24 protein-coding genes and 1 riboswitch are annotated in these 21605 nt (G+C 48.5%); of the genes, 19 read left to right on the top strand and 5 right to left on the bottom strand.

Features of this window, described 5'->3' with window-relative positions:
* Positions 1 to 140 precede the first annotated feature (140 nt).
* The 13 genes from AUC31_RS12775 (at position 141) to AUC31_RS12720 (ending at position 12967) form a co-directional block, all read left to right on the top strand.
* On the top strand, positions 141 to 818 hold the full coding sequence (locus AUC31_RS12775; RefSeq protein WP_058382820.1) for an SOS response-associated peptidase: 678 nt from the start codon (positions 141 to 143) through the stop codon (positions 816 to 818).
* Positions 819 to 845: 27 nt separating this feature from the next.
* Positions 846 to 1727, top strand: coding sequence for a patatin-like phospholipase family protein (locus AUC31_RS12770; RefSeq protein WP_174520005.1), 882 nt, complete (start codon positions 846 to 848; stop codon positions 1725 to 1727).
* Positions 1727 to 2173, top strand: a complete 447-nt coding sequence (locus AUC31_RS12765; protein WP_058382821.1) for a GNAT family N-acetyltransferase — start codon at positions 1727 to 1729, stop codon at positions 2171 to 2173. Before AUC31_RS12770 ends, AUC31_RS12765 begins: the two co-directional genes overlap by 1 nt.
* A gap of 149 nt (positions 2174 to 2322) precedes the next feature.
* Positions 2323 to 2532, top strand: a complete 210-nt coding sequence (locus tag AUC31_RS12760) for a DUF896 domain-containing protein (RefSeq protein WP_174520004.1) — start codon at positions 2323 to 2325, stop codon at positions 2530 to 2532.
* A 39-nt stretch (positions 2533 to 2571) separates the two neighbouring features.
* Positions 2572 to 3441, top strand: a complete 870-nt coding sequence (hslO, locus tag AUC31_RS12755; protein ID WP_058382822.1) for an Hsp33 family molecular chaperone HslO — start codon at positions 2572 to 2574, stop codon at positions 3439 to 3441.
* A 121-nt stretch (positions 3442 to 3562) separates the two neighbouring features.
* Positions 3563 to 4165 carry an alpha/beta hydrolase gene (locus tag AUC31_RS12750; protein ID WP_058383789.1) on the top strand — a complete coding sequence of 201 codons (603 nt, stop codon included), beginning with the start codon at positions 3563 to 3565 and terminating at the stop codon, positions 4163 to 4165.
* A gap of 377 nt (positions 4166 to 4542) precedes the next feature.
* The gene (locus AUC31_RS12745; protein ID WP_058382823.1) at positions 4543 to 5514 is read left to right on the top strand and encodes a glutaminase; all 972 of its coding nucleotides are present in this window, start codon (positions 4543 to 4545) and stop codon (positions 5512 to 5514) included.
* A gap of 157 nt (positions 5515 to 5671) precedes the next feature.
* On the top strand, positions 5672 to 7720 hold the full coding sequence (locus tag AUC31_RS12740; protein ID WP_058382824.1) for a catalase: 2049 nt from the start codon (positions 5672 to 5674) through the stop codon (positions 7718 to 7720).
* Positions 7721 to 7843: 123 nt separating this feature from the next.
* Positions 7844 to 8968 carry a YsnF/AvaK domain-containing protein gene (locus AUC31_RS12735; protein ID WP_058382825.1) on the top strand — a complete coding sequence of 375 codons (1125 nt, stop codon included), beginning with the start codon at positions 7844 to 7846 and terminating at the stop codon, positions 8966 to 8968.
* A 93-nt stretch (positions 8969 to 9061) separates the two neighbouring features.
* Entirely contained in the window at positions 9062 to 9262 is a 201-nt protein-coding gene (locus tag AUC31_RS12730; RefSeq protein ID WP_058382826.1) for a YwbE family protein, read from the top strand.
* A gap of 15 nt (positions 9263 to 9277) precedes the next feature.
* Complete coding sequence (locus AUC31_RS17760) at positions 9278 to 9454, top strand: hypothetical protein (protein WP_157073501.1); 177 nt, start codon at positions 9278 to 9280, stop codon at positions 9452 to 9454.
* A 77-nt stretch (positions 9455 to 9531) separates the two neighbouring features.
* Positions 9532 to 11661 carry an ATP-dependent helicase gene (locus AUC31_RS12725; RefSeq protein ID WP_058383790.1) on the top strand — a complete coding sequence of 710 codons (2130 nt, stop codon included), beginning with the start codon at positions 9532 to 9534 and terminating at the stop codon, positions 11659 to 11661.
* 31 nt (positions 11662 to 11692) lie between these two features.
* Positions 11693 to 12967 carry an MDR family MFS transporter gene (locus AUC31_RS12720; RefSeq protein ID WP_058382827.1) on the top strand — a complete coding sequence of 425 codons (1275 nt, stop codon included), beginning with the start codon at positions 11693 to 11695 and terminating at the stop codon, positions 12965 to 12967.
* Between the two features lie 47 nt (positions 12968 to 13014).
* Here AUC31_RS12720 and AUC31_RS12715 read toward each other — a convergent pair whose 3' ends face one another.
* The gene (locus tag AUC31_RS12715) at positions 13015 to 13326 is read right to left on the bottom strand and encodes a DUF3243 domain-containing protein (protein WP_058382828.1); all 312 of its coding nucleotides are present in this window, start codon (positions 13324 to 13326) and stop codon (positions 13015 to 13017) included.
* Between the two features lie 163 nt (positions 13327 to 13489).
* Between AUC31_RS12715 and AUC31_RS12710 the strand changes: the two genes are divergently transcribed.
* A complete protein-coding gene (locus AUC31_RS12710; RefSeq protein WP_058382829.1) occupies positions 13490 to 14353 on the top strand; it encodes a VLRF1 family aeRF1-type release factor in 864 nt (287 codons plus the stop codon).
* Between the two features lie 30 nt (positions 14354 to 14383).
* On the opposite strand, the gene AUC31_RS12705 is transcribed toward AUC31_RS12710, so the two are convergent.
* Together AUC31_RS12705 and hmpA are read right to left on the bottom strand one after the other, a co-directional pair.
* The gene (locus tag AUC31_RS12705; protein WP_058382830.1) at positions 14384 to 15064 is read right to left on the bottom strand and encodes an IucA/IucC family C-terminal-domain containing protein; all 681 of its coding nucleotides are present in this window, start codon (positions 15062 to 15064) and stop codon (positions 14384 to 14386) included.
* 96 nt (positions 15065 to 15160) lie between these two features.
* Positions 15161 to 16342, bottom strand: a complete 1182-nt coding sequence (hmpA, locus tag AUC31_RS12700; RefSeq protein WP_058382831.1) for an NO-inducible flavohemoprotein — start codon at positions 16340 to 16342, stop codon at positions 15161 to 15163.
* 216 nt (positions 16343 to 16558) lie between these two features.
* On the opposite strand from hmpA, the gene AUC31_RS12695 reads away from it, so the two are divergent.
* Positions 16559 to 16993 (top strand): RrF2 family transcriptional regulator, encoded by a 435-nt coding sequence (locus AUC31_RS12695; RefSeq protein ID WP_058383791.1) that lies wholly within the window; start codon positions 16559 to 16561, stop codon positions 16991 to 16993.
* Between the two features lie 27 nt (positions 16994 to 17020).
* Here AUC31_RS12695 and AUC31_RS12690 read toward each other — a convergent pair whose 3' ends face one another.
* Together AUC31_RS12690 and AUC31_RS12685 are read right to left on the bottom strand one after the other, a co-directional pair.
* Positions 17021 to 17443, bottom strand: coding sequence for a pyridoxamine 5'-phosphate oxidase family protein (locus AUC31_RS12690; protein WP_058382832.1), 423 nt, complete (start codon positions 17441 to 17443; stop codon positions 17021 to 17023).
* Positions 17444 to 17510: 67 nt separating this feature from the next.
* A complete protein-coding gene (locus tag AUC31_RS12685; RefSeq protein ID WP_058382833.1) occupies positions 17511 to 17741 on the bottom strand; it encodes a hypothetical protein in 231 nt (76 codons plus the stop codon).
* A gap of 134 nt (positions 17742 to 17875) precedes the next feature.
* Here AUC31_RS12685 and AUC31_RS12680 point away from each other — a divergent pair, with 134 nt between their 5' ends.
* The 4 genes from AUC31_RS12680 to AUC31_RS12665 all read left to right on the top strand — a co-directional run bounded on the left by AUC31_RS12680 (position 17876) and on the right by AUC31_RS12665 (position 21563).
* Positions 17876 to 18895: an STAS domain-containing protein gene (locus tag AUC31_RS12680; protein ID WP_058382834.1), complete on the top strand. Its 1020-nt coding sequence runs from the start codon at positions 17876 to 17878 to the stop codon at positions 18893 to 18895.
* Positions 18896 to 19042: 147 nt separating this feature from the next.
* Positions 19043 to 19149, top strand: a riboswitch (TPP riboswitch).
* An 88-nt stretch (positions 19150 to 19237) separates the two neighbouring features.
* Positions 19238 to 20077 carry a lipoate--protein ligase family protein gene (locus AUC31_RS12675; RefSeq protein WP_058382835.1) on the top strand — a complete coding sequence of 280 codons (840 nt, stop codon included), beginning with the start codon at positions 19238 to 19240 and terminating at the stop codon, positions 20075 to 20077.
* On the top strand, positions 20074 to 21018 hold the full coding sequence (gene lipA, locus AUC31_RS12670) for a lipoyl synthase (protein ID WP_058382836.1): 945 nt from the start codon (positions 20074 to 20076) through the stop codon (positions 21016 to 21018). The genes AUC31_RS12675 and lipA overlap by 4 nt, the downstream gene beginning before the upstream one ends.
* Positions 21019 to 21065: 47 nt before the next feature.
* On the top strand, positions 21066 to 21563 hold the full coding sequence (locus AUC31_RS12665; RefSeq protein WP_058382837.1) for a DUF4825 domain-containing protein: 498 nt from the start codon (positions 21066 to 21068) through the stop codon (positions 21561 to 21563).
* The last annotated feature ends 42 nt before the right edge of the window (positions 21564 to 21605 follow it).

Below are 21605 nucleotides of genomic sequence, written 5' to 3'. Positions count from 1 at the left end.
TCTCTCCATTATAACATTCTTTTGGCTTATACGCAGAAAGGGCGTACCTAAAGGAATGCACAGCAGATTGCTAGAGAAGTTTGAAAAATCTGTTATATTGGAAGTAAGCCAATCCACTTAGAAAAAAGGAGAGGATTTCAGTGTGCGGGAGATTTGCGTTATATGCAGATTACGAAGCCTTGCTTGAGCGTTTTGAGATAGAACAAGCCGCGCTCGACCGGGCTTCCTACGAAGAAAATTACAATGTGGCGCCTTCCCAGCAGATCGTTGCGGTCATCAATGACGGCAAGCGAAATCGACTTGGGACATTCCGCTGGGGGCTCATCCCGTCATGGGCAAAAGATCAGAAAATCGGCTACAAGATGATCAATGCCCGTGCGGAGACCGCGGCAGAAAAACCGAGTTTTCGGAGAGCCTTCAAGAAAAAGCGCTGCCTCATTCCGGCAAATGCTTTTTACGAATGGAAAAAAGGCCAGGATGGCAAAACGCCGATGCTTATCCATTTAGAAGGCGACGAATTGTTTGCGTTTGCAGGGCTATGGGAATCTTGGGAATCGCCGGAAGGGGAAGTGGTCCATAGCTGCACAATCTTGACGACACAGCCGAATGCCGTGATGGCAGATATCCATGACCGTATGCCGGTGATTTTGGACAAAGAAGCGGAAAAAACCTGGCTCGACCCGAATGTACAAGATCCTGAGCTATTGCAAAAACTCATCAAGCCTTACGAAGCGGCAGAGTTGGAAGCGTATGAAGTATCCGCCGCGGTCAACTCACCAAAAAACACTGGGCAGGAATTGATTCGGAAAATCGGGTAATCAGACTTTCATGCAAAGGGGAGGGGCATGGTGAAAAGCGGACTGATCTTAGAAGGCGGTGGCATGCGGGGCGTCTATACGGCTGGCGTGCTGCAGAAGTTCATGGAAGAAGGGCTGTTTGCGGACTATGTCATCGGCGTATCCGCCGGGGCCTGCAATGCTGTGTCCTATCTTTCCCGGCAAAGCGGCAGGAACCGGACAGTGATGATCGATTATGTCACCCATCCCGATTATATTTCCATGAAGAACTTGCTGAAGAAACGGGAACTGTTTGGCATGAAATTGATTTTCGACGATATTCCGAACCGGCTTGTGCCGTTTGACTATGGCGGGTTCGGTGCAGCTTCGGAAGAATTCGTGGTCGGAACGACGGATTGCATGACCGGAGAAGCAATCTACTACCGCAAACCACTGCCCCCGGAAGATTTGCTGACAGTCGTGAAGGCATCGAGTTCACTGCCGTTTATGTCGCGTCCTGTGGATTATGACGGACGGCTGCTCATGGACGGCAGCCTGGCTGACCCACTGCCGATTAAACAAGCCTTGGCGGACGGTGTGACCAAGCCGATCATCATCATGACACGTGAAAAGAGCTATCGGAAGCGCCATACACCGCTTATACGCCTCGCTCCCACATTTGCCCGGCAGTACCCGGGCCTTGCGCGGGCGCTTGAGGAACGGCAGCGCATCTATAACGAATCGCTGAAGCAGATAGAGGCGCTCGAAGCACAAGATGCTGCCATTGTTGTCCGCCCGCGCAATTTGCATAGGCTGCGTGGCATTGAACGGGACCAGGAGCGGCTTGCGGCTTTGTATGTCCAGGGTTACCGGGATGCAGAACTGGTAGTGCCCCGTGTGAAAAGATTCATTCGCGAACAAAATGCACTGAGTTTGGAAAGGAGCTTGTGATGATTACCGAAATAGACCAGACCGATGAGAAGATTGCGCGCGACATCCAGTCGATCCAGCGCCCGGCTTACCGGATTGAAGCGGAACTGATGGGGTTTCACGATATTCCCCACATTTCTGAAACAATTTATGAAATCCAGCAGAGCGAAGAGACCTTTCTCGGCTATCAGGACGGCTATTTGAAAGGGTTTATTTCCTATAAAGAAGAAAATGGCGTCGTCGATATTTACCGGCTTGTTGTGGATCCGCTTCAGTTTCGCCAAGGAATCGCCCGCAGTTTAGTGGACCATTTGCTCCAGCAAAAGAACGCAGCAGAATTTATTGTCAGCACCGGCACAGCGAATGTCCCCGCCCATAAATTATATGAATCATTCGGCTTCCGTGAAGAAGAAACTTTCGAAGTTGCGCCAGGTGTCACATGCACTCAATTTCGCTTGGTTGTTTGACCGCTTGCCGCCGCAGTTCTTTTGAGGGCTGCAGGCGGTTTTTTATGCTTTCAGGAGATGCAGGCACATTTATTTATTTTTAATTCGAGATAATATAAAATGAGGGAAGTGGATATGTCCCTGTCCGCACAGAAAGGAGTGCGATTCAGATGATTCAAATCTTGCCGCGCATTAACGAATTGGCGCAAAAAGAGCGCAGCTACGGATTGAGCTACGCGGAAATTCGGGAGCAGCAAGTGCTCCGCCGCGAATATCTCCAGGAAATCCGTGGACAAGTCGAGACAACGGTAACGAATATGACGGTAATTGACCCGCTTGGCGCAGATGTTACGCCAAGCAAAGTCAAAGACTCAAGATAAACGAACAAACCCATGCGGTTTCAGAGAGGAAGAACATAGATGAACGATTATTTAGTGAGAGCTTTGGCTTACGATGGCCAAATCCGTGCTTTCGCAACGCGCACGACAGAAACGGTGAACGAGGCGCAGCGCCGCCATTATACATGGCCTACAGCGTCCGCGGCGCTGGGCCGTTCGATGACCGCAAGCGTCATGCTCGGCGCGATGCTGAAAGGCGAAGAAAAATTGACGATCAAAATCAATGGGGGCGGCCCGCTCGGCACGATTCTCGTAGATGCTAACGCAAAAGGGGAAGTGCGAGGCTACGTGTCCAATCCCCAAACCCATTTTGATTTGAACGAGCAAGGCAAACTCGACGTCCGCCGGGCAGTCGGAACAGAAGGGACACTGACTGTCTCCAAAGATATCGGTTTGCAGCATCCGTATGTCGGCCAAGTGCCGATCATCTCGGGTGAGCTCGGAGATGATTTCACCCATTACATCGTGACTTCTGAACAGACGCCTTCCTCAGTCGGCGTCGGTGTTATCGTCAATCCTGACAATACCATCTTGGCTTCAGGCGGGTTCATCATCCAGTTGATGCCAGGGACAGATGAAAAAGTGATCAGCCAGCTTGAACAGCGACTGGCCGAGATCCCGACCATCTCCAATATGGTGCGCGCAGGTTTGACGCCTGAAGATATCTTAGACGAAGTATTGGGCAAAGAAAATGTCAAAGCGCTCGATACGATGCCAGTGAATTTCCAATGCCAGTGCTCGCGGGAACGCATCCATAATGCGATCCAGGGCCTTGGATCTGCGGAAATCGAAGATATTATCGTGACAGAAGGCAAGGCGGAAGCGCAATGCCATTTCTGCAACGAAACCTACGTCTTCACGAAAGATGAATTGCAGGACATGTTGTCTTAATTTACTTTATAAAAAGCCTGTGGAATATTCCGCAGGCTTTTTGATTTGGAAGCTAAAGGTCGGTATGATATGATGTTATTATCTCGAATTAAAGATATTATAAACAGGAGGTTTTTACATGATGAAGCATATTTACAACCCACCCGCGGATGCGGCTAAGCCGACATTCCTGTTGTTGCACGGAACCGGCGGGACAGAAACGGACTTGCTGCCGGCAGCAGGTCATATCGACCCGGAAGCGGGCGTGCTGAGCGTTCGCGGAAATGTATCGGAAAACGGCATGCCGCGCTTTTTCAAACGCTTGTCTGAAGGCGTCTTTGATATGGAAGACTTGCGTGAACGAACAGAAGAGCTGCATGCATTTATTGGCCAGGCGGCTGATGAGTACGGCTTTGACCGCAATAATGTCATTGCACTAGGCTATTCAAACGGTGCAAATATTGCTGCAAATCTGTTGTTCTCGTACGAAGATTCATTGAAAGCGGCAATTTTGCATCACCCAATGGTACCAGACCGCAATAAGCAATTGCCGAACTCGGAAGGCACGCGCGTTTTCATCGCTGCTGGCACCAACGACCCGATCTGCCCGAAAGAAGAATCGGAAGATCTGGAAAAACTGCTAAGCGGAGCCGGCGCCGAAGTCGACCTGCATTGGGAAAACCAAGGCCACCAGTTAACGATGGATGAATTGGTTGCAGCGAAAGCTTGGTATGAAAAAGGGTGAACAAAACTCCTCCAATTCTGGAGGAGTTTTCAGAGTGTTGAAGAAGTTGGTGTTCCACTATGAATAATAAGGAGATCATATATTCTACATTCAAAATTAATGTTCTGTCTAAGTATTTGGAGAAGTGTTTGCTCGACTCCAGTGGAACAGCGAGACGACCGAGACCCCGCAAGGCGCACAGCGACTGAGGAGGCTTGGGCGCGAGCCCACGGAAAGCGAGCAATAAGCTTCGGAAAATACGTCTTCTAACCTTTCTCGACAGCCTGAAAGCTCCTCCAATTCTGGAGGAGTTTTTTCTTTCGCTTGATTCCGTTCCGCAAGCTTTGACAATCATGTTATGCTTCGGTCATGATTAATGAAAACGAACCGAAGGAGGGATGGCGGTGCAAAACAATCCGCGCATCACCGAGCAGCTTGAGGCTTGGGTGAAAGAAAACAAAGGGCATGCCGTTCTTGGCACCACGGCCCAATACATACCAGCACTGGGTAAAGTCGACCCGGGCAAACTCGGGATCTGCATGATAGATGAAGACGGTCATTATTATTGTGCAGGGGACACCGATACCGAATTCACGTTGCAGAGCATATCCAAAGCACTGACATTCGTGGCGCTCAGCTGCCATTATGGTTTGGACTTCGTATTGGAGCGGGTGGACGTGGAGCCGACGGGCGAAGCGTTCAACTCCATTGTGCCGTTTGAAATCCATCGGCCGAATAAGCCGTTCAACCCGTTCATCAACGCAGGCGCCATTACAATCTCATCGCTGCTCCCAGGACAGAATGCGCAAAAGAAATTTGAGTTCTTGAAAGGCTTTCTGGAAGAGCTGCTTGGGCACCCAATCGAAATTGACAAGGAAGTTTACGATTCGGAATGGGCCACATCACACCGCAACCGGGCGCTCGCTTATTATTTGAAGGAAGCGAAGTTCCTGGAACTTGAAGTGGAAGAAGCGCTCGATATCTACATCAGCCAATGCTCCATTAAAGTATCAGTGAAGGATTTGGCGCTTCTCGGCTTGATCCTTGCGTATGACGGCTATAACCCAATCACGAAAGTGAAGCATTTTTCCGAAGAAATCGCACAAGTGACGAAAGTGTTGATGGTCACTTGCGGCATGTATAATTCTTCCGGCAATTTCGCGGCACATGTCGGCATTCCGGCAAAAAGTGGTGTTTCAGGCGGCATCATGGCAGCCGTCCCGCCGAAGCTCCATTCTCAAACCTATGAATTCCGGGCAGGAGCGGGGATCGGCGTTTACGGACCGGCAATTGACGTGCAAGGAAACAGCGCTGCTGGAACGATGATGCTCCGTCAAATTTCAAAAGAGTGGGATTTAAGCATTTTTTGATAAAAATGCCAAAATTAAGAAGGGCTTTGCAGTGAATTTACTCTACTGCAAGGCCTTTTTTCATAGTTTTTTTCGATTTTTCTATTTATTTGTTTCCGGATATGGTGAGGGGGTACTGAAAGACTAGGCAGTACATAAATAGATGAGGAGTGGAAAAATGGCACATGATCCGAAGAAATTCGATGAAAACAGCAAGAACGAACAATTGGAACAATTCCGTTCAGATGACAGCGGCAAGGATTTGACGACGAACCAAGGCTTGAAATTATCAGAGGACGAGTTTTCCTTAAAAGCGGGTGAACGCGGGCCGACGTTGATGGAAGATTTTCATTTCCGTGAAAAAATGACCCATTTTGACCATGAGCGCATTCCAGAGCGTGTAGTCCATGCACGTGGATTCGCAGCACACGGTGAATTTGAAGCTTATGAATCGCTTGAACATTTGACAAAAGCAAAATTCCTTTCGAAAAAAGGCAAAAAAACCCCGGTCTTCGTCCGCTTTTCTACAGTAGCAGGCTCTCGCGGTTCTGCAGAGACAGTACGCGATGCACGCGGCTTTTCGACGAAGTTCTATACAGAAGAAGGCAATTACGATTTGGTCGGTAACAACATTCCGGTATTTTTCATCCAGGATGCCATCAAATTCCCTGACTTGGTCCATGCGATTAAACCAGAACCGCATAACGAGATTCCGCAAGCGGCAACAGCCCATGATACATTCTGGGATTTTGTTGCAAACAACCAAGAATCGGCCCATATGGTCATGTGGACAATGTCCGACCGCGCTATTCCGAGAAGCTTGCGCACAATGGATGGCTTCGGCGTCCACGCATTCCGCTTCGTCAACGCGGAAGGGAAATCCCATTTCGTGAAATTCAACTGGAAATCGACGCTCGGCGTGCACTCTCTCGTATGGGATGAAGCCCAGAAAATCAACGGGAAAAACCCCGACTTCCACCGTGCAGATTTGCATGAAGCCATTGAAAGCGGCGATTATCCGGAATATGAACTGGGCGTCCAGATCGTTCCGGAAGAAGACGAGCATAAATTCGATTTTGATTTGCTCGATGCGACGAAAATGTGGCCGCAGGAAGAAATCCCGATCCATATCGTCGGCAAGATGACCTTAAACCGCAATGTCGATAATGTCTTTGCCGAAGCTGAGCAAGTAGCGTTTCATCCAGGCCACGTAGTACCGGGAATCGATTTTTCGAATGATCCGTTGCTCCAAGGGCGCCTGTTCTCATATACAGATACGCAATTGATTCGCTTGGGCGGGCCGAATTTCCATGAGCTGCCGATCAACCGCGCCGTTTGCCCATTCCATAACAACCAGCGCGATGGCTACGGCCGCCAGACAATCAACAAAGGGAAAGTATCTTATCAGAAGAGTTCCTTCACCAACCATACGCCGGCACCTGTCAGCGAAGCGGACGGCGGGTATGTCCATTACCAGGAGAAAGTGGAAGGGCGCAAAGTGCGCAAGCGCAGCGATAGCTTTAAGGACCACTTCTCGCAAGCAACGATGTTCTGGAACAGCATGAGCGATGCCGAACAGCAACACATCATTGAAGCGTTCAGCTTTGAGTTGGGTAAATGCGACAGCATCGATATCCGCCAACAAGTCGTGGATATGTATGCGAATGTCAATCTCAAACTGGCACAGGAAATTGCCGACAATATCGGCGTTAAAGCGCCTGAGACAGGGAACACCGACACCAGCAAAAAATCACCGGCATTGAGCCAGGAAAATACGGTGAAATCCGCGAAGACGCGCAAAGTAGGCGTTATTGTGGCACCTGACTTTAACGGCAAAGAAGTCATGGAAGTGCTCGACCAGCTCAAATCCAAAGGGCTGCAGTACGAAATCATCAGCGAAAAGCAAGGGAAATTGGATGCAGGAAACGGCAAGCAATTGAAAATCGACCACACGTTCACTACTGCGGATCCGGTATTATTCGATGCCATCTATGCAGTCGGCGGGCCGGATGTCAGCAAGAAATTTGCACGTAACGCTGCCTATTATGTAACGGAAGCATTCGGGCATTTCAAACCGATCGGCGCTACGCATGAAGGCAAAAAATGGCTGGATGCCAATGGTTATACAGGAGAGCCAGGCGTCGTTACAGGCGATTCCATGAAAGGTTTCGCGGATAGCTTTATCGACGCAATCGCCGCACACCGCCATTGGAATCGCGAAGTTTGATAAAATATGGTGGAAAAGTAGTATTTTGGCATATTTCAAACTGAAAATGTTTAATAACATACCTGAGGGGTAATTTCAAGACTAGAAAGCAAAAAACTTCTCAAAAAAATGGAGGAATTTGAAATGGCTAACAATAAATTCATGGGAACATTCGACACAGAAACAGAAGTATTGAAAAAGATCGAAGACATGAAAGCGCAAGGCTCACGTGAAGAAGACATGTATGTGATGGCCCGCAACGAAGACCAGATCTCAATGGTACGCGGACGCACAGACGTGGATTACAAATCATCTGAAGGCAATTGGATGGATAAATTCATGGGCTTCCTATCCGGCAATGAACCAACGCGCGAAGCCTTCTCCAATATGGGTGTGGACCAAGCAGAAGCAGACCGCTATTACAATGATGTCCAAAACGGCAAGATTCTCTTGTTCGTTGACCGTGAATTCGGTGCGAACTATGAAGGAGCAGCGCCATACGACAATACGAGCTACGGCAATGTCGACAGCACGGAAAGCTCAGGGACTGTCGATAGCACGACTAGCCAGAGAAAAGTCGACAACTCGGCTGTGGCACGCGATGGCTTGACTGTCGATACCAATGATGAAAACGATGTAGCGTATAATACAGAGCGCGATTCCTTAGGTTCTGAAACTGCGGGCGTCGACAGAGAACGTGGTACTGGATTCGGCCTCGGAGCAGAAGACCGTACGACAGACGATGTCAATGCGACAGGCACTCATCGTGCGACTTCTGATTTCAACGATGATGTGACAAACCGCAACCGCACAGTCGAAGATATCGACCGCGACCTAGACCGTGCAGGAACTGAAGAAGAACGCCTACGCTTGCACGAAGAGCGTTTGCAAGTCAATAAAGAACGCGTCCAAACGGGCGAAGTCCACGTCGACAAGCATGTCGTCGAGGAAGAGCAAACACTTGAAGTACCGGTTGAGCGCGAAGAAGTATATGTGGAGCGCCGCCCGGTGAACGAAGAAACTACAACTGGCACGCACAATTATTCAGAAGGCGAAGATATCCATGTGCCGGTTTCTGAAGAACGCGTCGATGTAACGAAAAAAGATGTTGTTTCCGAAGAAATCTCCATCGGCAAAAACAAAGTACAGGATACAGAGCATGTCAGCGAAACAGTCCGCAAAGAAGAAGCTGACATCCACACAGACGGCGACTTGGTCGAAGAAGACGACTTTGATCGTAAAGACCGTACAGACCGCGATAGACTATAAGAAGCAAGAAAGACAAGCGGAGGGGAAACCCTTCGCTTTTTTGTATGCACGAGGCAATTCGATTATAATGGAGACAAGCTTGGAGGGATGAAAATGGACGGGAAAAAAAGAAGCGATGTAAAGCCGGGGCTTGAAGTGAACGTGATCTTGAAAAAAGATCAGCGGACTGGCAAGAAAACAAAAGGCGTCGTCAAAGATTTATTGACGAACTCAGCGACGCATCCTCACGGCATTAAAGTGCGCCTGGAGGACGGGCAAGTTGGCCGTGTCTGTGAAATTCTAAACAGCAAGTGAAAGGACGGGATTTGCATGAGCGATCAGCACAACCAAGACGACTTGCAATCATCTGACCCGAGAAGGATCGGGGCAAACCGCACGAGCAAAGAACAAGACGAACAAGAGCGTGTTCATGAAGATTTGGCAACGCGAAAAGACAAGCGCCGAACAGGCGACCCCGCCAAACCACAGGAGCGCAATTTTATTTGAATGGAAAGCAGGCCGCTTAAATGGGCCTGCTTTTGTGCTATTATGAAAGAGATCGCCAACGCAAAAAGGAGTCTACCATGAGTGATTTTTTTGAACGAAAAAAACAAGAGCTCGGTGTCGAGCTGAATAAAATACAGAAAAAAGCGGTCACCAAGACAGAGGGCCCGCTATTGCTTCTCGCATGCCCGGGTTCCGGGAAAACGACGACCATGATTATGAGAATCGGCTATTTGATCGAAGAAAGAGCCGTGCAGCCAAAGCGCATCAAAGCGATTACCTTCAGCAAGGCATCGGCGACCGATATGCTTGAACGCTATGCACGGTTTTTCCCAGGACTTGCTCCGGTGGATTTTTCCACGATTCATAGCTTGGCTTTTCAAATCACGCGCGACTATCTATCGGCAGACGACTACATCATGATCGAAGGGGGCGATTCGAATCGCCTGAATAAAAAGCGCCTGCTGAAAGACATCTACGCCCGTGAAAACGATGAGCCGATTACCGATGATCTGTTAGAAGAGTTGGTGTCGTTCATCAGTTTTGTGAAAAACAAAATGGTGCCAAAGAAAAAATGGAAGACCTTGGATGAACCTTTCCCAAGCGCCATCGACATTTTAACGATCTACGAAGAGTACAAAGAACATCATGAGCCGAGGCTTGTAGATTTCGATGATATGCTGACAATCGCTTTTGAAGCGCTGAATACAGACCGTAAGCTCTTGTCAAAATATCAGCAACGCTGGGACTATGTCATGACGGATGAAAGCCAAGACACGTCCATGGTCCAGCATGCCATTGTTGAGAAGCTGGTCGAAAACCACCGCAATTTATGCGTCGTGGCGGATGACGACCAGTCCATTTATACGTGGCGGGCGGCGGAGCCGAGCTATTTGCTCAAATTCCGCCAGGTGTACCCGGATGCCTATATCATGAAGATGGAACGCAATTACCGATCATCTGGGACCATTGTCAACACGGCCAATCAATTCATCAAAGCGAATAAATTGCGCCATGATAAAAACATGTTCACCGACAGGCCAGAAGGCGGACCGATCGTTATTCGGCGCCTCGCCTCGCAAGAAGCTCAGTTGAAGTATTTGTTAAAAGAACTTTCCACTCTTGAGGAATACGGAAATGTTGCGATTTTGTACCGCAATAATTCCTCTTCGACCTTGCTGATGGATGAGCTGGATCGCCTCGGCATCCCTTTCTATATGAAAGATGCGGACAACCGCTTTTTCAGCCATTGGATTGTCCAGGACATTTTAAATTTTATGCGTTTCAGCCTGCGTCCGGAACGGGTGGATTTATATTCCAAGATCGCTTCAAAGACCAACGCCTACTGGTCCGCCTCTCAGCTCAAGCAATTAGGGCGGATGCAGCCGACAAAGCAGCATGCGTTTGAAGAAATCACCTTGGCCATTACCATGAAGGATTACCAGCTTCGGATCATCGCAGAACAGCGGAAATCGATGGACGCATTGAAGGATATGCCGCCTTTGAAAGTGATTCAGTCCATCCGGCGCGATATGGGCTATGACCAGATGCTCAAAAGCCGTGCGGAGAAATTCGGCATGAAGCTCGATTACTTACAGCAGATTCTCAGCACGCTCGAACAAATTGCCGAACCGCTTCCAACGATGATGGATTTCGCGAAACGCTTGAAACAGCTGGAAGACGTGACAAAGCAGGCGAAAACTGAAAAGACCGATGATATGTTGACATTGTCCACGTTGCATAGCTCAAAAGGCTTGGAGTTTGACCGGGTTTATTTGATTGATTTGGTGGAAGGGATTGTGCCAACAGAAGAAGACGCCGACGATCCTGCGTTGCTGGAGGAAGCAAGGCGCTTGTTCTATGTTGGCATGACACGTGCAAAACGCCACCTGGAATTGCTCAGCTACGACAAGGAATCGCGCTTCGTGGAAGAAGTGCGGCGCATCGCCTTGCCGAAAATGAAGCGCGCGGGAATCGTTAAACAATCAGCGCCGAAAGCCCCGAAAGCAAAAATTACAGTGCCGGACAATCCCGATGCGGTCCGTTCTGTAGAGGAATTGCGGGTGGGTGCGAATATACGCCACCGCGTCTTCGGGAATGGGCGGATTACGGATTTGGATGACGAGAAAGTCGGCATCCAGTTTGCCAAAGAGCATAAAGAGTTTCTATTGGAAATTTGCCTGCAATATCAATTGCTCGAACTGGCATAAGAAAGACAGACGCAGAAGCGAGGCAGTATAGATGAAGATCAGGGATTGGAACCGCAGCCTGAAAGTCAGGCTAGTGGGCGAGTTTTTTATGAATACAAGTTTTTGGATGGTGTTCCCATTTCTAGCGATTTATTTTGCAGAAGAATTCGGGAAAGGGATGGCGGGCCTCTTATTGATCGTCTCCCAAATGTTTTCCGTGGCTGCCAATTTGTTTGGCGGCTATTTTGCTGACCGTTTCGGACGCAAGCGTATGCTCGTGTCCGCTGCTGTGGCGCAGGGTTTTGCGTTCTTACTGTTCGCTATGGCAAACTCGCCGTGGCTCAGTTCTCCTGAGCTCAGCTTTGTAGCGTTCACTTTGGCCGGCATGTGCGGCTCCTTGTACTGGCCGGCGAGCCAGGCGATGATTGCAGACGTCATTCCGGAAAAATACCGGAGCGATGTATTCGCGGTGTTTTATACAACGTTGAATATTGCCGTCGTTATCGGCCCTTTGTTCGGCGCGGTGTTGTTTTTCTCTTACCGTTTCGAATTGCTGTTGGCAGTTGCCGTCATTTCGATGCTGCTTGGACTATTGCTGCGCCTTTACACAGAGGAGACCTTATCGGCTGCAGTGATGGATAAATGGAAAGAGGGAAATGCAACTGGCTGGAGAGGCGCAGTGCTGACACAGGTAAAAGATTACGGCATCATTTTGAAGGACCGGGTCTTTTTGCTGTTTGTCGTAGCAGGTGTCATGGGGGCGCAGACCTTCATGCAATTGGATCTTGTCATTCCGGTCTATTTGAAAGAGACAATCGACCGCCAAACGATTCTCGATTTTCTGGGGCGTGAGTGGTCCGTGACCGGAGAAACTTCTTTTGGCATCTTACTGGCGCAAAACGGCTTGATTGTGGCACTTCTGACAGTAGTCATTACGCGGTGGATGACCAAATTCCCGGAGAAATGGGTATTTTTCTTCTCGGCCATGTTGTTCGGCTTATCGATGGCGATTTTCCCGATGACTTCGTGGTTTTGGATGTTCTTTGTGGCGATGGGGGTTTTCACATTCGCTGAATTGATGATTGTCGGGCTGCAGCAAAGCTTCATTTCCAAACTGGCGCCGGAGTCGATGCGCGGTCAGTATTTCGCTGCGGCAAGCCTGCGCTATACGATCGGGCGGATGATTGCGCCGATTTCGATCCCGATGACCGCCTGGTTCGGTTTCGGTTGGACCTTTATCATCCTTGGTACGTTTGCGGTGTTGAGCGGATTCGTTTACCTGTGGATGTTCCATTTATATGAAAAAAGAGCGGTTGCCAGTGTATAACTGGACATAAAAAAGCCTGAGCGGTTAAGCTCAGGCTTTTTGCATGGTCAGTTTTGTTCTTTTGCCAATTTCACTAGCATATGTGCAAGCATGTGCTGCTCTTCTTTGTCGCCTACTTGCCACAAGCGCTGCAATAGATACTCTTCGCTATTTTTCGGATCTTCTTTTTTCGCTAGGTAGTCAGCTACTTTGGATGCTAGCTGCGCGATGCGCTCTTCGCTTAAGCCCATTTTCTCGCCCATCGCTACTTTATCGCCTAAATAATCGATGAAAGTCGAGAATTCGGCCAAAATTTGTTCTTTCTTTTTACTATCCGTATTGCTCAATTTTTCTTCTACTTTTTTATCAACGTTTTCCATGTATAATTCACTCCTCGTCATTTTTTGTTGCTAATTAGTGTTTACCACAGTCTGGAAAATTTAAACGTTAGAATATTGAAAAAGAAAAAGCTGGCTGCCGTTTAAGCAGGGGCGGTTGGGGTATTCAGATAACAAGTAAGGATTAAAGGAGGATGATGGGTGAATGACATTATACGACGAAATCCAAGAACTGAAACAATTCGAATGTGAGGACCGCTGTGTGCTGAGTGTCTATCTCAATACGAATCCAGCAGACCGTGAAGCGCAGAACGGGGCCTGGAAAATCCAGCTGAAGAATGGGCTGAAGCGCCTCGACGAATACTTAACCGCCTCAAAAGATGAAAAAGAGTTGAAAGCCTACAAGGAATTGCGCAAGAAAGTCGAAAAGGAAATAACGGATAATCAAGGCGACCTCCAGAAGGGTGTCGTTATTTTTGCATCGACTCAAAACGATTTGTTTTGGGTGAAGCATTTGCAGATTTCTGTCAAAACCGATTTCCAATGGGAAAATAAACCAGCGCTTGACCAATTGCGCTATATCTACAAAGCGTACCCATATGCAGGCGTGGTCCTGCCGAGCTTTAAAGGCATCCGTGTGCTGGATACTTCTGTCGGCATCGTCAATGAAGAAGTCTATTATGAATTCGACGCAGGCCTGGAAGTATGGACTGAACAAAAAGGCGTTAGAAGCTCAGGGCGCATCCAAGGGCGCAGCGGTGCCGGCTCTACTGGCGGCGGTGCTGCCGGTGGAAACAGCCCAGTTATCGGAGGCAGCGGCGGCGGAAGCCCGACCGACGAACTGGACCATCGCTTGAAAGAAAACTTGGACCGCTTTTATAAAGACATGGGCTCGAAAATCGAGAAGCTGAAAAAAGAGCGGCGCTGGGAAGAAATCCACGTCATCGGAGAAGCTGAACATGCCCAGTCATTTTCGAAAGTGCTCCACAAAAAGCCAAATAGCTGCATCCACAAAAACCTGATCAATAACAGTGCAGATAAGATTTTGCACGAAGTATTCGAGAAATAACAAAAAGCTCCGGGGCTAACCGGAGCTTTTTTAATTGGGCTGAGGACAGAACGTGCAGGTGCCGAATACTGGCAATTCTTTATACAAGCAGCAGGTTTTCCGCATCGGCCCGGAAACTGCCCGTTCAAGCTGCGTGGTGCCGATGAAATTTCGCCACTGGGATTTGCGCAGCGGTTCCCAATTCTGGTCATCCATCAACCAATCGATATCTTCAGCGGCGATTCGCGGGTGTTGCTGTTGAAGGGTAGCGTAATACCAAACAAGTGAACCGAGCACATTTTCCCAGCACGTGATCGGTGAGATTTTTGCATGGCGGCGCAATTGCTCAAGCAGTGCGCTTGTTTGCCCGATCAATACATAATGGAAAGCCTCGCTTCTTTGTCCAGCAGCTATTTCAACGAAGTCAGCTGACTCGACGTGAAATGACATGAGCGGCAAGCCGTAATTCTGCATCCGGCCAAAGCGCAGTTTTTCTGGCGGCGTCTCGAAATAGCCGCCGTGTTGGTGGATTAAGCTGAATTGGGCTGTCACGAACAAGGCAATTTGGCGAAAAAAATAAGAAACCGCGACTCCGTTGTTTTGCGTCCCGCACCAATCCTTTAACTCTTCAATCAATACTTCGGGATTGGAAGAAAAGGGATGGGCAGGACTACGGTCGACGATGACGGATTGCATTTGAAGTGCTTGTTTGGCAGCCATAGGCAAGTGCATCTCGATTCCCCCTTTTTCTCCATGCTACCGGAAGTGGGTGGGCCTGCCAAGCATCAAAAAAGCCGCTTCCCGATTCAGGAAAGCGGCTTTTACTGTTTAGACGGACTGCAGGGCGACGGCAGGGCCGAAGAATTCATAATGGATTTGCTCATCGGACATGCCGAGTGCGCGCAATTCGCTGATCATTTTCTCCATGAAAGGAACTGGCCCGCAAACATAAACTTCGCCGCTTGCATCGACCATGTCTTCTAAGATGTCGCGCGTGATATAGCCTTGCGGTTCATCGGAATACAAAGTTTTGTATTTGGCATTGTCCATCGCCGCGGCGTATTTTTGGACGTCTTTGTCGAAGGCATGCAAAGTTTCGTTACGCGCTGCGTGAAGGAAGGAAACCGGGCGTTCCGGTGTTTGTGTGGCTACTGTTTCGAACATGCTCATCATCGGGGTGATGCCCACGCCGCCGCTGACGAAAGCGACAGGCGTATCACGTTTTGTGTCGAGCACGAATTCGCCGGCAGGTGCGCTGACTTCGATGCGGTCGCCTTCGTTCATGTGTTCATGCAAATAAACAGACACCATGCCGTTCGGGTCATTGTCAGCTTCACGTTTGACGGAAATGCGGAACTCATCCGGACGTGATGCTTGGGACAAGCTGTATTGACGGTTGAAAAGGAACTCTTCTCCAGGGATTGCGAGGCGGACCGTGATGTATTGACCCGCTTCGTAGCTCGGCACATTCTTGCCATCAGCTGGTTTTAAATAGAAGGAAGTGATGTTTTCACTTTCTTTCACTTTGCGTGCAATGGTGAAGTCTTTGAAGAAGCTCCAGCCGTTTTCCTGGGTTTCGGATTTTTCGTACATGCCGTTTTCGATGCTGATGAAAACATCGGCAATTACGCCGTATGCTTCTGCCCAAGCGTTGATGACGTCATCTGTCGCGGCGTCGCCAAGCACTTCTTTGATCGCTTTCAGCAAATATTCCCCGACGATTGGGTAATGTTCAGCTTTAACGCCAAGACTGACGTGTTTATTGGCGATCTGCACGACTGCTGGAAGGATTGCTTCGAGATTATCGATGTGCACAGCAGCGGCATATACCGTATTGGCAAGGGCCGTTTGCTGGCGGCCTTGTTTTTGGTTGGCTTGGTTAAAAATATTTAAGAGTTCCGGATGCGCTTCAAACATATTGCTGTAAAAAACGGTGGTGATGGTTTTTCCGTGTTCAGCTAATACAGGGGCAGTGGATTTGACGATGGTTCTTGTTTGTTCGGATAACATAGTCAATCTCTCCTTTTGTTTTCTATAATCCCACTATAAACCGAAAGAAATTTTAAAGATATATTTAAAATACATCTTTAAAATTTAGACACATTTCATTTCACAGAAAAGTCACACATGGAATACATGCCTAAAAAAGCCCCGATTCTACAGATGTGTTTCCTTTCCAGAAATTATGTCGGCGCGTATAATAAACGTGCAGGGAAGGTGAAACCAATGAGATTGACGATGTATACGGATTATTCATTGCGCGTACTCATCTATTTGGGAACAAAAGAAGACGGCAAACTGACAACCATACAGGAAATTTCCGATGCTTATCATATATCCAAAAATCATTTGATGAAAGTGACGTTCGAACTTGGCAAAGCAGGATTCATTGAAACGGTCAGGGGCAGGGGAGGCGGAATTCGATTGGCGGACCGTCCAGAGAACATTAATGTCGGCAAGGTTGTCCGTAAGATGGAAGAAGATTTCCACTTGGTGGAATGTTTTAACCCGGAGACCAATATGTGCCCGATTTCCCCGATCTGCGGGCTGCGCGGCGTCCTCGGCAAGGCGCTGCACGCATATCTGTCGGTATTGGATGAATACAATTTGCAAGATCTTCTATTCAATAAAGAAGGATTACGTGATTTATTGCGCACGTAAAAAAGCCTCCGCTATCGGAGGCTTTTTTTATAATTCGATTGTTTGGGGATCTTTGCCTTTGCGGTTCATCAAACGAACACGCGTCGGCGTTATTGCCAAGATGATCAAGTTCGGGTCTTCAGGGCCGTCAAACCAGCCGGTCAAGTGCTCATTCCATACTTTGTCGATCATTTCGCGGTCATCGCGCAGCGACATTTGCCCTTCAATTTCAAGGAAGCTATCGCCGACGCCTTCTCCTTCGTAGCCGAGCAGGATGTGGGCATTCGGGTTTTTCTCGAGTTCGTCGACTTTCTGCGTTTGCTTGCTTGTAGCCGTATATAAAGTAAACTCGTCATTGAAAAACGTCATATAACGTGAATGCGGTTTATCGTCTTTGATCGTTGCCAAAGTCCCGATCATGCTGTCTTCCAAGATTTTCAATGCTTGCTGTTTCAGTTCTTCTTGTGCCATTCAAATCTCTCCTTTGCGGTAATATCGTCCGTCAGAAAAACTGCGGGCAAGAAGCCCACAGAAGAAATCATTCTGGATGTTTTTCCTCGCTTGCTGAATCGTCTTTTGTGCCACGGGGATTCTTTTCGTCTTTCATATCCTGCTTCAAGTCTTCCAAAGGGATGGAATCCACGTTCATTTCTTCTTCGTGCATTTCGGTCATGGTTTCTTTATCTGTTTTCACTTGCTCAGGATTATCCATTGGAGCTCCGTCGCTTGTTTTTCGTTCCTTTTCGTTGAAACGGTCTTTTTCTGCCATCGTTAGCACCTCTCCTTTAGCGTTCTTGTCTATCTATTCCTTAATTGGAGTGCTTTAAAACATTAGAACTTGCTGGTGATACCGGGCTGGCGTATGATTATTTAATAGGGCTAAATAAGGAGGATGGCTATACAATGACTCAACAAACAAAGGTGAACGTGGGCGGCCTGGATTTTGAATGGGACCTCTCGCAAGGGCGCTTCCTGTTCGAAGGCCAAAATTCTGTACTGTTTTGGACTTCCACTGCAATGAAAATGTTCTTTGATTCCATCGAGGAAATTTCTGGAGAAGAAGCGGCAGCTGTCGTTTTGGAGTCGACAGGGTTTCGCCAAGGCCAGGTAGTCGGGGATTATTTCCACGGGATGGGCGGGGTTTCGGTGATGAAAGCATCCGACCTCATTACCAATACATACGCATCGGCCGGTTGGGGAGTGGCTGCTATCCATAACCTGGATGTGGAAGCAGGCACCTTGGAAGTGACGCTGAAAAATAGCTGGGAATACCAGATTAATCTGGCACAGGGAAAAAAGACCGGCGGCAGTTTTTTGCCGGCCCATTATGCAGGGATCTTCAGCTCGCTTCTGGACCGCAGCATATGGTATGAAGTAGTCCACTCGCAGATCGAAGGGCATGACGAATGCCTGATTCGCTATTTCCCGTCAGACGAGACGATTGACAAGAACATCCATGCGCTGGCACGCCGCAAAGAATCGGAGAAAATCCGTGAACTCGAACAGCTGGTGGATGAAAAGACAGCGGATCTCCATGACATGATCCGGGAAATTTCTTCGCCGCTTATTCCAGTGCTCGAAGATATTGTAGTCGTTCCGCTTCTCGGACGCTATGATGAAGCGCGTGCCGAAGAGTTATTGACCAAAACGCTTGAGAATTTGCCGAAATACAAAGCGCGTTACTTGCTCCTCGATTTGACCGGGCTGAATGAAAGCTTCAACCAGCATGCGGCGATGCTAATCGAAAAATTAGGGTCTGCCGCGAATTTGATCGGCACGAAAACGGTGCTGGCCGGCATTTCGCCGCACACCAGCATGACGATTACAGAAGCGGGCGTAGACCTCTCTGGCTATGAATGCTTCCGTACACTTCAACACAGCATCCACTTTGCTTTGGCACAGAACGGCAAGACGATTATTTAATAATAAAGCTTTCCCTATCAGCAAAACGCATAAGGAAAGCTTTTTTTGGATATTTTTGAATAAATTGGATAAAAATATAAAGAAAATACTATTTAGTATATTGAGATTTCTTAAAAGAAATGATAAGCTCGAGAAGAACTATACATAGCTGACCACTGGGGGAGCCGGAATTGACTGGCTGAGACGAGCGAATGCTTGGACCCCTTGAACCTGATCTGGACCATGCCAGCGTAGGGAAGTGGTACGTATGCTTCCTTTTGTCTGCATACACCGCTTCCCCATGGGAAAGCGGTGTTTTTTTATGGGCTTTAGGGTCATGCATAAGCTGAGAGGAGTTGAGACATTTTGGAGGAAACATGGGGCTATATGGAGTCGGGGCTTTGCACGCCGGCATACAATATGGCAATGGACGAAGCATTGATGAACTGGCAGCGCAAAACGGGTATGAAGCCTGTGCTCCGATTTTATGGATGGTCGCCAGCCGGTATTTCAGTGGGATTTTTCCAGAAACTGAATGGCAGCATCGATCTTGAACGAGCTGCGCAAATGGGCATCCCCCTGGTCAGGAGGCAGACCGGCGGAAAAGCCGTACTCCACGATCAGGAATTGACTTATAGCGTAGTGATTCCGGAACATCATCCATCCATGCCGAAATCAGTTAAAGAAGCGTATTTGGTCATTTCCCTAGGCTTGCTTGAAGGTTACCGCAATTTAGGGATTCAAGCACAACTAGCTGCGGAGAAGAAGCCTTCGAAAGAATCTTCAGCGGTATGCTTTGAAGAACCGTCTTGGCATGAACTGACTGTTGAGGGTCGAAAAGCGGCCGGCAGCGCACAGACAAGAAAACAAGGCATCATTTTGCAGCACGGCTCGATTCCGCTGCAGCTGGATGAAAATCGGTTGTTCGAATTGTTCGTGTACCCGAGCGAAGCGGTGAAGGAAAGGGCGCGACAAGCTTTCCGCACACGCGCCGTCGCGATCAACGAGCTGATTGGGGAACCGGCAAGCATGGAAGAAGTGCAACAGGCATTCAAGTCTGGATTCGAAACCGGGCTTGGCATCCGCCTGGAAAAATTCGAACCACCAGCTGAACTATTGGAAGACGTGCGCGTGCTCGAAGCCAAATACGCGAGCGAAGAATGGAACCACCGACGAGAAGAGAAAGGGGAACTTATGCGATGACAAAAGCAAAGCAGCGTGAACGTAAACCCGAATGGCTGAAAGTGAAACTAAACACCAATGAAACTTATAACGATCTGAAGAAACTAATGCGGGAGAAAAATTTGAACACGGTATGTGAGGAAGCCAGATGCCCGAACATCCATGAATGCTGGAGCGAACGCCGCACCGCGACTTTCATGATCCTGGGGGATACGTGTACAAGAGCGTGCCGGTTCTGCGCCGTCAAGACTGGGTTGCCGAACGAACTGGATTGGGGCGAGCCGGAGCGTGTAGCGGAATCGACGGAGATCATGAACTTGAAGCATGTCGTTGTCACAGCGGTCGCCCGTGATGATTTGAAAGACGGCGGAGCTGCAGTTTTTGCGGAAACTGTCCGTGCCATTCACCGGAAAATGCCGGAAACCACTGTTGAAATCTTGCCGTCCGATATGAAAGGCGATTACGAAAGCCTGCATATGTTAATGAGCAGCGAGCCGGATATTTTCAACCACAATATCGAAACGGTGCGCCGCCTGACAAAGCGCGTCCGTGCAAGAGCTACCTACGACCGTTCGCTGGAATTGCTATTGCGGGTCAAGGAAATCGCGCCGCATGTCCCGACGAAGTCGAGCATCATGGTCGGACTTGGTGAAACGAGAGAAGAGATTATCGAAGCGATGGATGATTTATTGGCGCACAAAGTCGACATCATGACGATCGGACAATATTTGCAGCCGACATTGAAGCATTTGGATGTCGTCCGTTATTACCACCCCGATGAATTCCAGGAATTGAAGGAAATCGCATTGGCCAAAGGTTTCAAGCATTGCGAGGCCGGCCCGATGGTTCGTTCTTCATACCATGCGGATGAGCAAGTGAACGAAACCGCTGTTCAGAAACGCATCAAATACATGAAAGGCGTCGAATCGACTGGCGCAAAAATCGAACGTATCGAATTTTAAAATAAGGGAGCCAGTGCATAAAAACCTTTCTTAGAGGAGAGCTTGAATTGAGGAAAATACTTATTGCGGCCATGCTGTTAGCTGCTGTATTGTTCATTATGGGCGCATGCAGCCCGCTGCTGGCGGCAGAGGAACCAGACCTCTTTGAGTATGAAGGGGCGGTAGTTGGGAATAACAGTGCCGTCTTCAATACCCTTAACATGCTGCCGGGTGCAGAGCATTTTACAGGCTTTGAATTGGAGACGAAACAACAGCCTTATGGAATCATCGTCTCTTACGATTGGACACAAGCCGCATCATCGGATAAAGAAACTGCGGTCCGCAATGCAACGTATTTGTTTACGCTGATCGACAATGTGGATTGGGTCCAATTTGACTTCGATACAGGAGCGGGTGTGGGACAATACCGGCTAACGAGAGAGCAATTGCAAGCTTGGTACGAAGTGGATTTGACCGGAATTGATGAGCAAGAGAAATTGGAAGAGCTGCTCGAACAATATTTGGATGAAGACCAAAAAATTGACGCACTGTTAACACAATCCTGAAACTGCATGAAACCTAAAAAAAGCAGTGGCATTGAGCCGCTG

The sequence above is a fragment of the Planococcus rifietoensis genome (assembly GCF_001465795.2).
GTDB lineage: Bacteria > Bacillota > Bacilli > Bacillales_A > Planococcaceae > Planococcus > Planococcus rifietoensis.
This window is presented reverse-complemented; position numbering and strand designations above follow the sequence as displayed.

Bases quoted from the DNA above. Each gene is read 5' to 3' on its own strand.
- AUC31_RS12680 (WP_058382834.1), top strand. From the start codon at position 17,876: ATGACTCAACAAACAAAGGTGAACGTGGGCGGCCTGGATTTTGAATGG.
- AUC31_RS12695 (WP_058383791.1), top strand. From the start codon at position 16,559: ATGAGATTGACGATGTATACGGATTATTCATTGCGCGTACTCATCTAT.
- AUC31_RS12730 (WP_058382826.1), top strand. From the start codon at position 9,062: ATGGACGGGAAAAAAAGAAGCGATGTAAAGCCGGGGCTTGAAGTGAAC.
- AUC31_RS12750 (WP_058383789.1), top strand. From the start codon at position 3,563: ATGAAGCATATTTACAACCCACCCGCGGATGCGGCTAAGCCGACATTC.
- hslO (WP_058382822.1), top strand. From the start codon at position 2,572: ATGAACGATTATTTAGTGAGAGCTTTGGCTTACGATGGCCAAATCCGT.
- AUC31_RS12770 (WP_174520005.1), top strand. From the start codon at position 846: ATGGTGAAAAGCGGACTGATCTTAGAAGGCGGTGGCATGCGGGGCGTC.
- AUC31_RS12745 (WP_058382823.1), top strand. From the start codon at position 4,543: ATGGCGGTGCAAAACAATCCGCGCATCACCGAGCAGCTTGAGGCTTGG.
- AUC31_RS12720 (WP_058382827.1), top strand. From the start codon at position 11,693: ATGAAGATCAGGGATTGGAACCGCAGCCTGAAAGTCAGGCTAGTGGGC.
- AUC31_RS12765 (WP_058382821.1), top strand. From the start codon at position 1,727: ATGATTACCGAAATAGACCAGACCGATGAGAAGATTGCGCGCGACATC.
- AUC31_RS12725 (WP_058383790.1), top strand. From the start codon at position 9,532: ATGAGTGATTTTTTTGAACGAAAAAAACAAGAGCTCGGTGTCGAGCTG.
- AUC31_RS12760 (WP_174520004.1), top strand. From the start codon at position 2,323: ATGATTCAAATCTTGCCGCGCATTAACGAATTGGCGCAAAAAGAGCGC.
- AUC31_RS12690 (WP_058382832.1), bottom strand. From the start codon at position 17,443: ATGGCACAAGAAGAACTGAAACAGCAAGCATTGAAAATCTTGGAAGAC.
- AUC31_RS12685 (WP_058382833.1), bottom strand. From the start codon at position 17,741: ATGGCAGAAAAAGACCGTTTCAACGAAAAGGAACGAAAAACAAGCGAC.
- hmpA (WP_058382831.1), bottom strand. From the start codon at position 16,342: ATGTTATCCGAACAAACAAGAACCATCGTCAAATCCACTGCCCCTGTA.
- AUC31_RS12705 (WP_058382830.1), bottom strand. From the start codon at position 15,064: ATGCACTTGCCTATGGCTGCCAAACAAGCACTTCAAATGCAATCCGTC.
- AUC31_RS12715 (WP_058382828.1), bottom strand. From the start codon at position 13,326: ATGGAAAACGTTGATAAAAAAGTAGAAGAAAAATTGAGCAATACGGAT.
- lipA (WP_058382836.1), top strand. From the start codon at position 20,074: ATGACAAAAGCAAAGCAGCGTGAACGTAAACCCGAATGGCTGAAAGTG.
- AUC31_RS12740 (WP_058382824.1), top strand. From the start codon at position 5,672: ATGGCACATGATCCGAAGAAATTCGATGAAAACAGCAAGAACGAACAA.
- AUC31_RS12735 (WP_058382825.1), top strand. From the start codon at position 7,844: ATGGCTAACAATAAATTCATGGGAACATTCGACACAGAAACAGAAGTA.
- AUC31_RS12710 (WP_058382829.1), top strand. From the start codon at position 13,490: ATGACATTATACGACGAAATCCAAGAACTGAAACAATTCGAATGTGAG.
- AUC31_RS17760 (WP_157073501.1), top strand. From the start codon at position 9,278: ATGAGCGATCAGCACAACCAAGACGACTTGCAATCATCTGACCCGAGA.